Here is a 15,790-nt window from a genome sequence, read left to right as displayed (position 1 = left end):
CCTATTTTTTATTTGTTATTTTTTATTTAACTTCAATCATTGCAAACGATTCCTTTAAGTAGCAGGCAAGCTGAAGACGAAGTACGTTCTCTGGATTTTCAAATGAGATTTCAAGAGTCTCTTCGATTTTTTTCAGCCGCTGATAAAGGGTGTTAATATGAACATGCATTTTCTTAGCGGTCTGAATTGCCGAACGATTACACTCAAAGTAGGTCAATAACGTTTGTTCTAAGGTGTTATTCATCCCTTGCGTTGAACGAAGAGGGTCAAATACTTCCTTCAAAAAACGATGAATTTCCTCACTACTTTGGTTAATGAACAAGCGATTAACACCAATCTCTGAATATTGTATACATCCAGACAACTTCCTGGTTGTCATATAAGAAAGAGCATTTTTAGCTTCATTGTATGATTTTTCAATTAAATGAATACCATTATAAAGTGCCCCCATCCCTACACATAATAAAATACCCTTATTTTTTGACCAATCCCCTAGCAATCTTTCAACTTTTTTCTTAAAAGCAACTAATTGTGAGGAGTTTGTTAAACGAACGAGTAAAGTTATCTCATTGTTATAGCCAAACACGGTTTGAATATAGGTTGATAGTTCTGTTTTTATTTGTGTAATCAGACGATGAACATGTGCCTCAAGCACCTGAGGCTCATTGAAATTAGAAAACTGAAAAATAACTGCGACTGAATCTGATTGCTCTCTGATTCCTAGTTCCCTTGCCCTTAACTGCAGTAGTTCAGGGTCTTTCGTTTGAAGGATTTCATTAAATAATTCCCTCTTCTTTTTATAATAGAATTCTACTAGATTTTGTTTTTTAACTAATTCTAGTGCAAGTATGGAATGGCCTTGCTCTAATGCAATATGGTCGAGCTGGCCAAGCGGTCTTTTTGCTTTGATAATTAAACAGCCGAGAATGACATTTCCCGTGCGAATAGGGTATAGATAATGACTACCGAGCTCAGATTTCACCTCATCATAGCAGGATTTTTCTTCTATTGAGCTTAAGTAATTGTATAGTTCTTTATAAGATTGATGATCTGGCAGTCCTTTTGTTTCAGGCATACTCTCATTTTCTATCAAGTCTACGAATATGATAGGCAGTTCAATCATTCGGGTCAATTCACGAATTACTTTGTTTACTCCCATATTTTGAAGCGAAAGTTTAGTAAGCGTGGAATGTATATCATCCCTTTTAATTAGCAGCTCATTTTGTTTTTTTAAGCGGGTAAAAAGTTGAGCATTCCTTATTGCATTGCCAATTTGCGAGGTAAAGACTTGAAGTAATTGTAAATCTTGTTCTGTTAATGAGCTTTTTGTTTTTATCTGGCATAAAATCAACACACATTCAACCTGATCTCCAACCATAATGGGAGCAGTCAACATGGATTTTACATTTCTGGGGAAATCAAGGTTAAAATCCCAATGTTTGCTATTTTCAGGTGAAGTTCTCCAAGTATCTTGATCCATAAGCTTTGGCAGGTCAGTAAATAATTTCGGTGTCCTTAACTTAAATGTATAACCAACAAAACCTTCATTAGCTTCAAACTGCATCTTTCGGATACCAGGTATTACATTTCCAACAGATGCCTTACATACAACCCGATTAAGTTCGGAATCATAAAACCATAATGTACCTAAATCCGCATTAGGAATAACCTCTATTGTATTTGCAAGAATAGTTGAAAATAAATCCTCTAAGTCAAGTACCGATGTCGTTTGAAGGATACTTTCAATAATTTTATCGATTTTATATTGACTTGCTTTTAATGCAAAATGTGTATAACAAGGGTAAAGTAAATGATAGATCATTTGAATATTGTCAGCTTCGATTTCAATAGACTCATTTAAGCAAACGACAATTTGGTAATTACCTGGATATTTGAAATATAGATAAACTTTATCATTTTGAATAGTTTGAAAATAGGGTTCTTCAAAAAATAAGTTTGGGTCAGGAGATTCTCCAATTCTTTCCTCATTTTCATCAATAAGAATGAAATTGGGGATTTCCGGAGTGGTTATCCAAATCTGATATGGGCCTTTAACACCCTTTTGATATAAAAATGATTGGAAGAATTTTTGGTTATACATATTCCCTGCTTACTAATATAGTAGTGAAACAGAGGTTCACACTCCTTTTATTTAATAAATAGAAAAACTTACATAATTCATAGTATTATAATATAATATCCTACATTATTTTATCAAGTTAGTTATCTTAAAATTCAGTTTACTCATTCCAAGAAAAAAAGCACCATTGAATTGGTACTTTTTCTATTTTGTCATTGCGAAAATGCAGGTGTCCCTGAGTTCTACACCTTTAACGGAGATACTATTATTTTTTAATACGCCTTCTAATGTAAAACCAAGTTTTTCTGGTATAGCCCGGCTTTTTACATTTTTAGAGTCGCAGCGGATCTCAACCCGCATGGCTTTTAGTTCATTGAAAGCAAAGTTTGCAATTGCCGCCGTCGCTTCCATCATGTATCCCTTTCTGGAATGACGAGTATCAATCCAATAGCCAATCTCAAACTTAGGAACATTCCAATCAATTCGATGCAGCCCTGAAGATGCAATAAATTCACCTGTGTCTTTTTTGAAAACGAGTAATCGTAAATCCTCGCGGGTGAGAAATTTCACATAACTTTCGCGGATATTTGCTTCTACATCTAGCTCAGTTTGGTCCAAGTGAGCCCATGGCATCCATGGCTTTAGTTCATCGAGTGATGCTTGTATGGCTTCGTATACCGCTTTACCATCACCTGGCAAGGGTTTACGTATTAATAATCTCTCTGTAGTAAACTCCTCCGGAAACTCTCTTAAAATTGGTTTCATTTTGGTTTCCCCTTTATGATTTTTATTAGTCTGCTTCGTGGATTGGGACCGAAATATGGCTCAGTTGCAAATTTGGGGCACAATCTCCCCTGCATTCTTCCCCAAAGTGTCGCCAATAGCAAAATTGCGGCACAATCTACCGCCTAGAATCACAATTCCCAACCACATTTGGCTAGAGTATTTTAAGAAAAGACTCCTCCAATAAGGAAGAGCCTTTACCTGTATTAGTATGCTTTTGCCCAATAAACCATTTTGTCTGCTTCTTTACCGCAGCATACGCATGTGTTTGAAACTTGTTCTTGTTCAAATGGGATACATCTTGAAGTGGCCGTTGTTTCTTCTTTGATTTTCTCCTCACATGCTAATTCACCGCACCACATAGCTTTAATAAAGCCTGGTTTCGCCTCAAGCTTTTCCTTTAATTCAGGAAGCGTTACAGCTACAGATGTTCTTTCTTCACGGTGGTTCAAAGCTTTATTATATAAATTAGATTGGATATCATCGAGTAATTCCGTAAGCTTTGTTTCAAGTTCAGACAAAGGAACAAATACTTTTTCCAATGTATCCCTTCTCACTAAAACAACCTGCTTGTTCTCAATATCCTTTGGTCCAACCTCTAAACGAACTGGGATTCCCTTCATTTCATACTCATTGAATTTCCAGCCTGGCTTTTTATCACTTGCATCGATGTCTACACGAGCAACATTGGATAACGATTTCTTTAAATCATAAGCGAAATCAAGAACTCCCTCTTTATGCTGTGCGATTGGCACAATCATCACTTGAGTTGGCGCCGCTTTTGGAGGAATAACTAAGCCGCGGTCGTCACCATGTACCATAATTAATGCACCAATAATTCTAGTTGTAAAGCCCCAAGATGTTTGGTGTACATACTGCAGTTTTCCTTCTTTATCGGTATATTGAATATTGAATGCCTCAGCAAAACCAGTACCAAAATGGTGGGACGTACCGGACTGTAGTGCTTTACCATCATGCATTAAGCTTTCAATCGTAAATGTAGCTTTTGCTCCTGCAAATTTTTCTTTTTCGGTCTTTTGACCTTTCACAACAGGGATTGCAAGAATCTCTTCACAAATCGCTGCATACACATTCAGCATTTTGATGGTTTCTTCCATAGCTTCTTCATCCGTCGCATGAGCTGTATGACCTTCCTGCCAAAGAAATTCTAATGTCCGCAAGAATGGACGAGTAGTTTTTTCCCAGCGGACCACGTTTGCCCATTGATTATAAAGCTTTGGCAAGTCCCTGTAAGAATGAATGATGTTGCTGTAATGCTCGCAAAAAAGAACCTCTGATGTTGGACGGACAACTAGGCGTTCACTAAGCTCCTCAGATCCGCCATGCGTCACCCATGCCACTTCAGGCGCAAAGCCTTCAACATGATCCTTTTCCTTTTGCAATAAGCTTTCAGGAATAAATAATGGCATATAGACATTTTCATGCCCTGTTTCTTTGATTCGGCGGTCTAATTCATTTTTTATATTATCCCAAAGCGCATATCCATAAGGTCGAATAATCATCGATCCGCGTACACTTGAATAATCAATTAAATCAGCTTTTGTTACTACATCGGTATACCACTGGGCGAAATCCTCGTCCATGCTGGTAACATCTTTTACAAATTCCTTAGCCATTTTGACACCTCATTATTTTATTAAATATAAAAAGGCCCTGGCCCCAAAAAGGGACCAAGACCTGGCGATACCACCCTAAATTCATAAAGCAAATGCTTTATACTCTCGACATGATAACGGATTTAATCCGCATGTATCTTCAAAAATGATCCGATACAGAACTCCGAGGCAGGTTCAAATGTCTGTCTTAAGAAACCTTCCACCTTTGGTTTCCTCTCTTTGTAAGACGCGAAACATTTTACTAATCCTCTTCACAGTTTCAATAGTATTTTTGTCAAAATTATATATTTCAGTTACTAAAATGTCAAATATTATTATGGAAAATTATTCTGAATTCTATACGTCATCACTTTATTATGGAACTTAATTTAGGATACAATGTAGGTAATGAGGTGATTTCCTTGAAAAATGAAGAAAAGAATGAGTTTGATCAGGAAGAGGAAGAAAAGCATTACTTACTGGAATTAATGAAAATGCAAAATGAAGCATTAAAAAGAATTTATAAAAACACCTTAGAGCAGGAAAAGAAAAAATAAATCCCGGCATTAACTAGACGTTGCTAACGTCTTTTTTATTTTCTCTAAGTTTCATTAAACGTTCATAAAAACCACTAAAATTAAATTACATTAGATTTATAATGTACATATGTTGTTTATTAATTTTTAGGGAGTTTTTTTATGTATATGTTATCAATCTTCACTATTGTGATCATGAGTTTAATGACAGGCTCTTCTATTTTTCTATTACATCGAAACAAATCAAAGATAGCTAACGTATCTGGAATAATTGTAGTTATGGTAATAACCATGTTAACCGGGCTTTTAGCTGGGTATATTAGCGGAATCCTTTCGGGAGAATTATTTTTTCCTATTGGACTAGGTATGTTAATAGGCTTTATCCTAGGTTTTATTGCTGGTCAGCCGATTGGTATCCTTGCTATTCTAATTGGGTCAGCAACGGGTGCAGTCAGTGGGATAATGGGGGCTCTATTAGGGGCCATTCTACAATTCGATAACCCAGCCATTCTATTAGGTATTTTACTAGGTGTTTATGCAATTATTCTTGGCCTTGTCCTTTTATTTATTATAGTAGAAACAAATGGAAAACTTACACTTGATACAAAAGGAATATCACCCTTTAATATCTTATCCGCTGGGATCGTCATTATTGCCTTATTCTTGTTTCTATATAGCAGTGATTTGGTTAAGATACCTGGTGAGAGTGAAGCAGCTCTCACACAAGAGAATACGGAAAGTGCCCCTCCCAAACAGACAGAACTAGATATTACGAAGGAAACCAATCCAAAGATTGAAATGATGGTAACACCAACGGGGTACAGCCCAAATGTAATTAAGGTAAAAAAAGGTGTACCGGTAGAATTAAATATTACAAATCCAGGTGATAATAGCTGTTTCTCTATTTTCATGATGCCTGACTTTAATTTAAATAACGTTAACCTGAAGGCAGGTACAACAAAGTTAAGCTTTACACCTGATAAAGAAGGCGAATACACCTTTAGCTGTGGAATGAATATGTTTAAAGGAACCGTGATCGTTGAATAACCTAATAAAAACAGCTCGCTATAATCTTTAGCGAGCTGTTTTTTTTACATATGTGTTGAATGATGGTCTGCTAAATGATCGTCATTTTTTCTAAACGGCCACCAGTTTGCCTGCCCGAATGTTTTTACCATGACAGGGACAAACAATGGTAAAATCACGAGTGCATAGAGGGAAAGTCCGATTAAAAGGATACCTGCAATTTGCAGCAAGGATAAAACACCAGCCGGCATCATTGCAGCGAAAGTTCCACCCAAAATAATAGCTGCTGAGATAATAACCGTTCCCATCTTTTTCATTGCGATAAGGATTGCTTGTTCTACTGGCATATGTTTAAATTCGTTAAAACGATCCATTAAGAAAATACTGTAGTCAATTCCAAGTGCGATTAAAATTACAAATGCGAAAAATGGAACTGCCCAGCTAATGCCTGAATAACCTAACCAATTTACGAAAATAACCTCTGCTAATGCCATGGAAGTATAATAGGTTAATATTAAAGAACCTATTAAATAAAGCGGCATAATAATGGAACGGAATAGAATGATTAAGATTAGCGTAATCCCGATCAGCATTAGTACCACGGTTCGTGAGTAATCAGCTTGTGAAATTTTATCAAGGTCATGATGCATGCTTGAAACTCCACCCACTGCTACTTCTGCATTTTCAAGCTTTGTATCCTTTACCACCCGTTCAACAGTTTCCTTTATCTCCGGAACCCTGTTGAGGGCTTCGTTAGAGTAAGGATTTTTACTAAACACGACGTCAATTGTCATTACCTTATGATCCTTTGACAAATAAGTATCTAGTACCTGTTCAAAGTCTTTGCTGTCTAGGACATCCTGCGGAATATAAAAGCCATTTTTCTCTTGGCTGCCTACACCATCTAGATACTCTTCGGCAGACTTCAAACCATCAGAAACTTGATTTAACCCATCGGCACTCTGCGTTAAGCCATCTGTCAGTTGAGTGATTTGTCCACCCAAGTCTTTAAAGCCATTCATAATCTGCTGCTGTCCGTTATTTACACCGTTAAGACCATTCGCAAATTGAGGAAGCCCATCTACAATTTGTCCTTGGCCATTACCCATTGTATAAAGTCCAGATTCAATCTCAGTTAATCCTTTTAAGAGATCCTCCATTCCTTTTACAAGAGCTTCCTGACCAGCTATAGCTTCTTGGAACTTCCCATTGGCAAAGCTGATTCCTTCCTCAGCACCCTTTAATCCTGAATTTAACTGATTTAAGCTGCCAGCTAATTCTTGAGTGGCTGCCTGAGAACCTTGAATAGTCATTTTAATGGCTAAATAGTTTTCATTTTGTCCTATATCATTATATTGATTTTCTAAATTAGTAAAATACTTATTTGTTGCCAGTAATGTGTCGTGCAATCCACTGACTCCTTTGGCAACCTGTTCATAGTTTCCATTTAGCGCAGATAGACCTAAAGCGGCTTCCTTATAACCTTGCAGCAATTGTTTACTGCCTGCTAACACTTTAGCAGATTCGGATTTAACGATAGCTAAGCCTTCTTTTACCTGTGTAACACCAGTTGCGCCTTGATTTAATCCATCTTCAATTTTTGCAAGATTGTCTTGAATTGTTCCCATATTAGACTGTAATTGTGTCGTGCCATTAATTAGCTGGCCAATTCCATCTACAGCTTCTTCCATCTTAGGCTGGTTGGCTGCCAGCTGGTCTCCTGCCTCTTCTAGACCACTGCTGATTTTCTGAATTCCGTCATTTCCTTGACCTAGTCCATCACCTAGACTCTTTACTTGCTCGGATATATATAAATCATCAATGGTTTCACCAGTTGGACGAGTCAAAGAACGCACTGTATCAACGTCAGTTATTTTATTAAGTTCGTCGCTTATTTTTTCAGTGATTGCGATATATTCTGACGTATTCATTTCGTCATCGTTTTTGATAACAATTTGTGTTGGCATGGACTCACCAGGACCAAAGCCTTCAGAAATAATATTAAACCCTTGGATCGAATTAAATTCATCACCAATCTCTTCTAAAGAGTTAAACGACAAATCTCCATCATAGGTAAATAAAGCAGGAACTGAAATGGCTGCTACAATGATTAGAGCTACTAAAGGACGAGCTAATGCAAAACTGCCGACAATTCCCCAAAATTTACTTTCTCCATGTTCAAGCTTACCTTTAGACGGCCAGAAGAGTTTCTTTCCTAATACCGCCATAAAAAATGGAACGACAGTAAATAGGGCGAGTAACAATAACGCTACGCCAATGGCAACTGCTGCTGCTGACTGATACAAGACAAAGGTTGAAAATCCAATTGACGCAAATCCAATCATCACGGCTAATCCACTAAAGAAAACCGTTTTTCCTGCATTGGTGTAGGTAATGACAATTGCATCTACTACACTATCATTTTTAGACATTTCTTCTTTAAAACGACTTAGAAGCAAAATACAATAATCAGTACCTATCCCAAACAAGACAGCTACTAAGAAAATTTGCGTAAAAGTGGATAACGGGAAATTCACCTTATCTACTAAAATAGCGACAATTGATTGTGCTGCCAGATAGCTGAAACCTACCGTTACTAATGGAATAATGGGAGCAATAGCTGACTTAAACACAAGCAATAATACGATTAAAATAAAGACAACTGTAATTCCTTCTGTTTTCTTTAAACCTTCTTGTGAGTTTGTTACCAGGTCCTCAGCAATTAACCAATTGCCTGTATAATAGTGTTCTAATTCTACATCATCAAGAGCTTTATATAAGTCCTTCGATATTTCTTTACCTTCACGGTCATTTGCTATTACATTTACAGAAACCAGTATGGTTTTACCATCCTGTGATACAAGCTGTTCCTTTAATTCTTCTTGATTAAAATGTGTTAGAATCGAGTTGATTCCAAGTTCTTCCATATTTTTCTCAAGTATGTTTACTGCTTTTTCTGCATCAGTAAAGTCTTCTTTCGTTAGCTTCTTATCACTATGAAAGACTAAGGCTGTTTGCAGCTCGTTCCCGCTATTTTCATTCGACTGGACATCTTCCAATATCTCCTCTGCGAGAGTATATGAGTAACCCTCTGGAACATTAATCTGTCCTTTCTCCCGGACCAGATTTTCCATATTTGGTGCAGCCATAAAGAGCACTGCAATAGCTGCCACCCATGCAGCAAGGACAAACCATTTTCCTTTAATAATCGATCTCACTTGTTATCCTCCTCTTCTTCCTTCTTCATGGCTGTTAATATTTGAGCTAATTTTTCATAAGTATTAATAAAGTTCGTAATTTCTTTTTCGTCAAATTGGGTAATAAATGATTCTACTAAGAGATGTACTTTTTCGTGAGTTTTGAGGTGCAATTCGTTACCTTTTTCACTTAATGTTAAATAAACAACTCTTCTATCATTTATATCTCGTGTTCTCTCTATAAGCCCTCTATCTGCCAGCCGATTGATTATAGCTGTGATTGCACTTTTATTAACATCAAAGGCTTCTGCCAATTCTGATGAGGTGCATTCATGGGATTTCTGAATGTAGCTTAAAATATAGTGCTGGTCGGTCGTTAAGTCCTCTCCCATCTGACACTTGAGTAATGACTCTGCTTTTTTATTGACATCAAAAGAAACGGACACATACCGGTCGATTAATTCATGTATGACTTTTTTATCCATTGTCCATTTCACCTCACTTTTAAAAAATAGTTAAACTGTTAAACTATTCACCTGTTTAACTATATGACATGCCATAAAAGGTGTCAATAAAAAAAGGTCAGCTAATTGCTAACCTTTTTCTACATATTTTGCAATATTATCTATTATTTATTCTTGGGGGTATAGAATTTCATCAATAATTCCATATTCTTTGGCTTCTTCTGCACTCATAAAGTAATCTCGGTCTGTATCTTTTGAAACTTTTTCAACGGTTTGACCTGTTCTATCGGAAATGATCTGATTAATATGTTCACGAAGCTTTAAGATACGTCTTGCAGAGATTTCTATTTCTGTTGCCTGCCCCCTGACACCGCCAAGCGGCTGATGAATCATAATTTCACTATTTGGAAGAGCATAACGTTTGCCTTTTGTACCGGCGAGCAGCAGCATAGCACCAAAAGATGCTGCCATACCAGTACAAATGGTACGAACATCAGGCGTAATATATTGCATAGTATCATAGATCGCAAATCCCGCTGAAGTGGAGCCGCCTGGACTATTTATATAAAGGGAAATTTCTTTATCGGGTGCGTCCGCTGCTAAAAATAATAATTGTGCAACAACAGAGTTTGCCACATGATCATTAATTTCATCACCAATGATAATAATTCGATCCTTTAACAGACGTGAATAAATATCATAGGACCGTTCACCGCGGTTAGATTGTTCAATTACATATGGAATAGTACTCATATCAAAAATCCTCCTTACAAGCGATAGTTGGCTATGCAGCCATTGTGAGAGTGCTTAAAGAAGTTGAACCTTTGACTGGAATAGTTATTCTAGAAACAGCAGATGGTACTTTATCACTGTCTATAATGGATGGTATGGCTTCAATTAACTCTGTAGGATCTTGACTGGCTAGAGAATCCTGAAAAAGCTTTCCAAGCTGTTCTCTCTCTTCATCTTCCCAAAATGAATTCGATTCTTCCATTTCCCTTTGATTCTCAGCCCGTTTTCTTGATCTGATTAAACTAGACTTTACTGCCATCTCAGTTGTGTTTAATATTTCTGCAATTTCCTTCGATTGATATTGGAAAGCTTCTTTCAAGAATAAAATAATTGCCTGCTTCGGTGTAAAGTGATGTACTAATAAATCAACAGAATCAATTATATCTCTATTTGAGGAATAGGACTCTTCACACATCAGATGATCTCTTAATTCTTCCCTCTTCCTCTTTCGCAGAGTATCCATCCATTGATTACGGGCAATTTTATTTAATAAAGCATTTGTAATTTTATCTTTATGATAATAGGTTATAGCTTTTATCACAGCTTCTTGTGCAAGGTCATCTCCATCCCATTTACTTTGAGATAGAAAGTAACAGTATTTCTGCAGCTTAGGATACAATTCATAAAAAAAGGACTCCTCGTACTGCATATCATTATTGGTATACAAACTAAGTTTGGCTGCCATTTTTTTCACTCCCTTAAACACTCTCTACATTCTAAACGTTTTAATGAATTAAAAAGATACGGGTGTAAAAATAATTTCTTATTTTCTACTATATACAATTATGAAACTTTTTCTCCATTGTATCGTAGATGTTAGGAGCGGAAAAATTTATAAGTGTATTATTTCTTTCTTCTACAATGCTTGCATTATAATAGGATAAGAATAGTAAACATGATTAGGAGTGGATTCAGTGGGAGTTACACTAAGTAAAGGTCAAAAAGTTGATTTAACAAAGTCACATCCTGGTCTGCAAAATGTAGTCGTTGGTTTAGGATGGGATATTGCACATAATGGTTCTAATTTTGATTTAGATGCCTCTACCTTTTTATTAGGGCCATCCGGCAAGGTGCAAAGTGATCAGGATTTTATTTTTTATAATAATCCATCTGGAGGCAATGGTTCCATTATTTATAGCGGGGATAACCGAAATGGTGCAGGCGAGCGCGATGATGAACAAATTAGAATTGACCTGCAAAGAGTGCCAAACCACATCCACCGCATTGCTTTTACCATTACCATTCATGACGCACAAATAAAGCAGCAAAATTTCGGACAAATCTCTAATTCGTATGTTCGTATTTTTAATGAACAAACCAATGAGGAATTACTTCGTTTTAACCTTGGCAGAGATTTTACGGTAGAAACAGCGATTGTTGCAGCTGAACTATACCGTCATAATGGAGAATGGAAATTTAATGCAATCGCTAGTGGATTTCAAGGCGGCCTTGCTGCTTTATGCCGCAATTTTGGTGTATCAGTAGACGATGCTCCGGCACCGGTACCGACACCGGCTCCACCGCAGCAAAATCTTTTTAATAACAATCAAAATCAATATAATAACCAAAATTCATATAACCAAAATCAATACGGGTCTAGCACTTATCAGCAAAATCAGCAGCCAGAGCGAATTCATTTACAGCCGGAGTCTTCCTTTTCACAGCCAGCTTTTGGATATCCAACCCAAACAGCTTCGCCTAATAACCATCGTACATATGGAGATGATATCCATTGTCCACGCTGCAGTTCATCTAATGTCAGGACGGGACAAAAAGGTTTTGGGTTGGGCAAAGCGGCAATTGGCGGCTTAATCTTGGGTCCTGTAGGGTTACTTGGAGGATTTATCGGAAAGAATCAATTAAAGTTTACTTGTAATAGCTGTGGAAACTCATGGTCCCCTAATCAAACGGACATTACGGAATGGGCAAATCAGTCAAAAAGAAAAGCTCAGGAATTGTTTAACCGTTACAAGAGTCAGGATGTTTTAGAAGCAGTAGTAGCTGCATGTGCACTAGTTTCTATGGCTGACGGCTATTTAGATGCCGCTGAACGTCAGAAAATGATTGAATTTGTTAATTCCAGCGAAGAGTTACGCGTTTTTGACAGCAATAAAGTCATTCAAAGATTTAATTATTTTGTTTCAAGGATTGAAGCAGATCGGATGATTGGCCGGGCTGAAGCCTTCCGAGCTCTTGGAAAAATTAGATCCAAACCGGAAATTGCCAGATTAGTGGCTCGTTACTGTATTGCCATAGGTTATGCAGACGGTAATTTTGACCATAATGAAATGCAAATGGTCAGCGATATTTGCCGTGAACTTGGTCTAAATCCTGGAGAATTCCTGTCATAACAAAGAAGCCTCAATTCTGTTTGGAATTGAGGTTTCTTCTTGTCCTATTTATTTTTCCAGACTCGTTTATTATCTAAACGTTTGGTTAATCCCAAAGAATCCAGCCTCTCTAAAAAGGGAATCATATATTTTCTAGAAAGGTCTAGGATTTCTTTCGCATCGCCCACTTCAAACTCTTGACCTGTACCGCTTCGGAGTTTTTCAACAGCTTCCTTAAAGACATCACCATGATAGGCAAATTGTTCGTCCAAATAAACTACAAATTCTTGGTCATCCAGAAACCTTCTTAGGTCAGCTTCTAAATGAGCTGGGATACCCGAGTCTAAGAAATAGTCTTTATAATAACGAACCTTTAATCCATCCTTCCTTAATTCAGCAAGCAGGTTTTCCGTCCGCTTCTGCCAGCTTTTCGGTACATACGGCATAAAGCCAGCCAATGAAACAAATTGTTCTTTTCGCTTAAATACTCCATTTGTGATTCCATTCTCGACTACAAAATCAAGCAGTGACTTTGGAAATCTCTTTTGCATCGATTGTAAAAGTTCTGCCTTATTAAGCCCCATTTTCATAGTATAGGTATGATGAAACTCATGAAGCTTGTCATATATATCCTCTTCGATTGAGTTAATCAATATTTTAAGTGTGTACTCTTTGCCATTGTATAAGACAAAATCATCATCATGTAAATACGTATTCAAGGTGTCTTCATCCAGTGCCGTATGTTTGATTAATTCACCTAAAGGTAAGCTTTTAGCTTCAAAAATAGCCGCTGTTATTCGTTCCTTAGGGGAACCGGCTTTTTTCTTTTCCAGTTCTTCAATGGTTTGATTTCCAAACCGATATTTATTCCCTCTTGGATCAATTACCCAGCCGCCGCCTATCGTCTCTTGCGGACTTGGACGCCGTAAAATAAAGCGATCACCCCGCTTCGTTAGGATTTCTTCCTCTAAACGAAGCTGACACAGTATTTCACCGTTTTCCTCTTTAATCTCATTCCTGTCAAAAAAAACAATCCGTCCCATAACCTCAGTGGTTCCAATATGAAGCTTAATCGGCATCCGCTGTTTCACCATATGTTCTAGATCTTCTACTACTCGTATCGCTACATCCACTGTTTTGGTAACAATAAAGTGTTCAGAAGATACCAGAACATCTCCGCGTTCTAAGTCCTCTTTGGATACACCTGAAAGATTAATAGCGGTGCGCTGGCCAGCATATGCTTTTTGCGCCTGCTTATGGTGAACCTGAATTTGCCTAGTCTTTACTTCAAGTCCTTGCGGCATAATCTTAAGTGTTTGTCCCTCTTCAACGCTTCCTTCATATACTGTCCCGCGTACAACGGTCCCCTGTCCCTTTACCGTAAAAACCTGGTCAATCGGCAGACGGAAAGCACCTTTTGCATCTCTCATTTCCTGCTCTTTGAGTGTATTAATGATTAACTCTTTTAACTCTTCTATACCCTTTTTCGATAGACTGTCCACCAAAACAAACGGGGAATCACTAAAAACGCTTCCTGTTAGTTCCTCTAAAATATCGTCCTTAACTAATTCAATAAACTCCTCATCGACACGGTCAATTTTAGTAATGGCAACAAGCCCGTTTTTCACCCCTAAAAATTTAAGAATATCCAAATGCTCTCTCGTTTGCGGCATTACTCCTTCATCAGCAGCAACTACCAGTACTACAAGGTCAATTCCTGCCACTCCAGCAATCATCTGCCGAATAAAGCGCTCATGACCTGGTACATCGATCACAGAGATTTGAATTTCTTGGTCCTCATACAATGGAGCAAAACCCAATTCAATTGAGATTTGTCTTTCTTTTTCTTCCTTTAATCTATCAGTATCCACATTAGTCAAAGCCTTCGTCAAAGAAGTTTTACCATGATCAATATGTCCAGCCATGCCAATTGTGAAATATCGTTTTTCCAAAACTGCCACCTACTTTTTCGGTCTTCCTTTTTACTTTATCCTTAAAAAACATATTGTTCAAGAGAACATTTTTAGACCGACAAAAAGGCTCCAATCGCACCGCAATATTCTCCCTTTTCCAAAAACACTGGCGTTAAACCTAACATATTCAAATAGTATTCTAGCCCATGTTTTAATGATTGATTACCAATTATTGCCGTTCCGATGATGACCACACTTTTAACTTGATGAATTGTTGCTGCCTGTGAGGTTAACAATACAATGGTCTCAGCTATCATATTAGAAAGTGCGGCTAGCCGGTCCGCTTCCTTATGCATTAGTTTTTTGCCTTTAGCAAAGTTGGCAGCTGTTAGGTCACCCTGAATGGGGCTGTCTGCTGCTTCATAAATATCCTTAACCAGCATATCCACGTTTCCTTTATTTCCCTCTTCTGCGAGAACTGTCAGCAGTTGATAATCCTGCACTTTCGTTAATAAAGAACCTAAACCCGTGAAGGTGCCGCCTCCCATTCCACTGCCAAGAATCCGCTGTGCATGATCCCCGTTTACGAGATGCCACGATGTTCCTGTACCGATGTTTACCACCAAACAGGTTTCTTCAATACTCTTCTTTTCCTTTGCCAGTAAAAAACGTACACCGTCACAAGTTGCTTGAAATTCTGGAATTACTATGCTGTTTTGAAAATAACTACTTTGTATCGAATGAGCTTTACCACCTGTAATGGATACTTTTAAAGAGGGAGCTACCATACTTAACCATGAAATAGCAGAATCCAGCTTGTTTATGGAAAACTTCTTAAAATGCATTCTTCCATTTTCCTGATAGGCGATTTTGATTAATGAGCCGCCAGCATCAATGCCTGCAGTAATCTGTTGCATTCCTCCCACTCCCTTAAAACGATTGTTTTCTTTACATATTTGACAATAATTCCATTTATCCTGCTTTTCATTTCACTAATCTTCCACATTCATTCCGTTCAATGGGTCAATTAATGTGCTATGTTGTAGTAAAAGA

Annotated in this window: 12 protein-coding genes and 1 other annotated feature; of the genes, 3 read left to right on the top strand and 9 right to left on the bottom strand. The window is 37.5% G+C overall.

From position 1 onward, the window contains the following. Window positions 1–22 precede the first annotated feature (22 nt). The 3 genes from SFC47_RS04405 to proS all read right to left on the bottom strand — a co-directional run bounded on the left by SFC47_RS04405 (window position 23) and on the right by proS (window position 4,500). Complete coding sequence (locus SFC47_RS04405) at window positions 23–2,101, bottom strand: helix-turn-helix domain-containing protein (protein ID WP_411253021.1); 2,079 nt, start codon at window positions 2,099–2,101, stop codon at window positions 23–25. 183 nt (window positions 2,102–2,284) lie between these two features. Next, window positions 2,285–2,845 (bottom strand): GNAT family N-acetyltransferase, encoded by a 561-nt coding sequence (locus SFC47_RS04400; RefSeq protein WP_411253020.1) that lies wholly within the window; start codon window positions 2,843–2,845, stop codon window positions 2,285–2,287. Window positions 2,846–3,069: 224 nt separating this feature from the next. Further along, entirely contained in the window at window positions 3,070–4,500 is a 1,431-nt protein-coding gene (gene proS, locus SFC47_RS04395; RefSeq protein WP_411253019.1) for a proline--tRNA ligase, read from the bottom strand. A gap of 46 nt (window positions 4,501–4,546) precedes the next feature. Then, window positions 4,547–4,764 (bottom strand) — a binding site (T-box leader). A gap of 92 nt (window positions 4,765–4,856) precedes the next feature. Here proS and SFC47_RS04390 point away from each other — a divergent pair. Then, on the top strand, window positions 4,857–5,036 hold the full coding sequence (locus SFC47_RS04390; RefSeq protein WP_411253018.1) for a hypothetical protein: 180 nt from the start codon (window positions 4,857–4,859) through the stop codon (window positions 5,034–5,036). Between the two features lie 141 nt (window positions 5,037–5,177). Further along, a complete protein-coding gene (locus tag SFC47_RS04385) occupies window positions 5,178–6,062 on the top strand; it encodes a cupredoxin domain-containing protein (protein WP_411253017.1) in 885 nt (294 codons plus the stop codon). Window positions 6,063–6,106: 44 nt separating this feature from the next. Here the strand turns inward: SFC47_RS04385 and SFC47_RS04380 are convergent, their stop codons facing one another. The 4 genes from SFC47_RS04380 to SFC47_RS04365 form a co-directional block, all read right to left on the bottom strand. Next, the gene (locus SFC47_RS04380) at window positions 6,107–9,259 is read right to left on the bottom strand and encodes an MMPL family transporter (RefSeq protein ID WP_411253016.1); all 3,153 of its coding nucleotides are present in this window, start codon (window positions 9,257–9,259) and stop codon (window positions 6,107–6,109) included. Further along, the gene (locus tag SFC47_RS04375) at window positions 9,256–9,723 is read right to left on the bottom strand and encodes a MarR family winged helix-turn-helix transcriptional regulator (RefSeq protein ID WP_411253015.1); all 468 of its coding nucleotides are present in this window, start codon (window positions 9,721–9,723) and stop codon (window positions 9,256–9,258) included. Before SFC47_RS04375 ends, SFC47_RS04380 begins: the two co-directional genes overlap by 4 nt. A 147-nt stretch (window positions 9,724–9,870) precedes the next feature. Beyond that, complete coding sequence (gene clpP / locus SFC47_RS04370) at window positions 9,871–10,455, bottom strand: ATP-dependent Clp endopeptidase proteolytic subunit ClpP (RefSeq protein ID WP_411253014.1); 585 nt, start codon at window positions 10,453–10,455, stop codon at window positions 9,871–9,873. 31 nt (window positions 10,456–10,486) lie between these two features. After that, window positions 10,487–11,179, bottom strand: a complete 693-nt coding sequence (locus SFC47_RS04365; protein WP_411253013.1) for a sigma factor-like helix-turn-helix DNA-binding protein — start codon at window positions 11,177–11,179, stop codon at window positions 10,487–10,489. A 229-nt stretch (window positions 11,180–11,408) separates the two neighbouring features. Here SFC47_RS04365 and SFC47_RS04360 point away from each other — a divergent pair, with 229 nt between their 5' ends. Continuing rightward, window positions 11,409–12,845, top strand: coding sequence for a TerD family protein (locus SFC47_RS04360; RefSeq protein ID WP_411253012.1), 1,437 nt, complete (start codon window positions 11,409–11,411; stop codon window positions 12,843–12,845). A gap of 44 nt (window positions 12,846–12,889) precedes the next feature. Here the strand turns inward: SFC47_RS04360 and selB are convergent, their stop codons facing one another. Together selB and coaW are read right to left on the bottom strand one after the other, a co-directional pair. Further along, a complete protein-coding gene (selB, locus tag SFC47_RS04355) occupies window positions 12,890–14,749 on the bottom strand; it encodes a selenocysteine-specific translation elongation factor (RefSeq protein WP_411253623.1) in 1,860 nt (619 codons plus the stop codon). A gap of 98 nt (window positions 14,750–14,847) precedes the next feature. Further along, window positions 14,848–15,654 (bottom strand): type II pantothenate kinase, encoded by an 807-nt coding sequence (gene coaW / locus SFC47_RS04350; protein ID WP_411253011.1) that lies wholly within the window; start codon window positions 15,652–15,654, stop codon window positions 14,848–14,850. Window positions 15,655–15,790: the final 136 nt, after the last annotated feature.

Origin of the sequence: Neobacillus niacini (assembly GCF_046591715.1) — a bacterium.
GTDB lineage: Bacteria > Bacillota > Bacilli > Bacillales > Cytobacillaceae > Neobacillus > Neobacillus niacini_L.
Note: the sequence above shows the minus strand (reverse complement) of the source record. Positions and strands in the feature narration are given on the sequence as shown.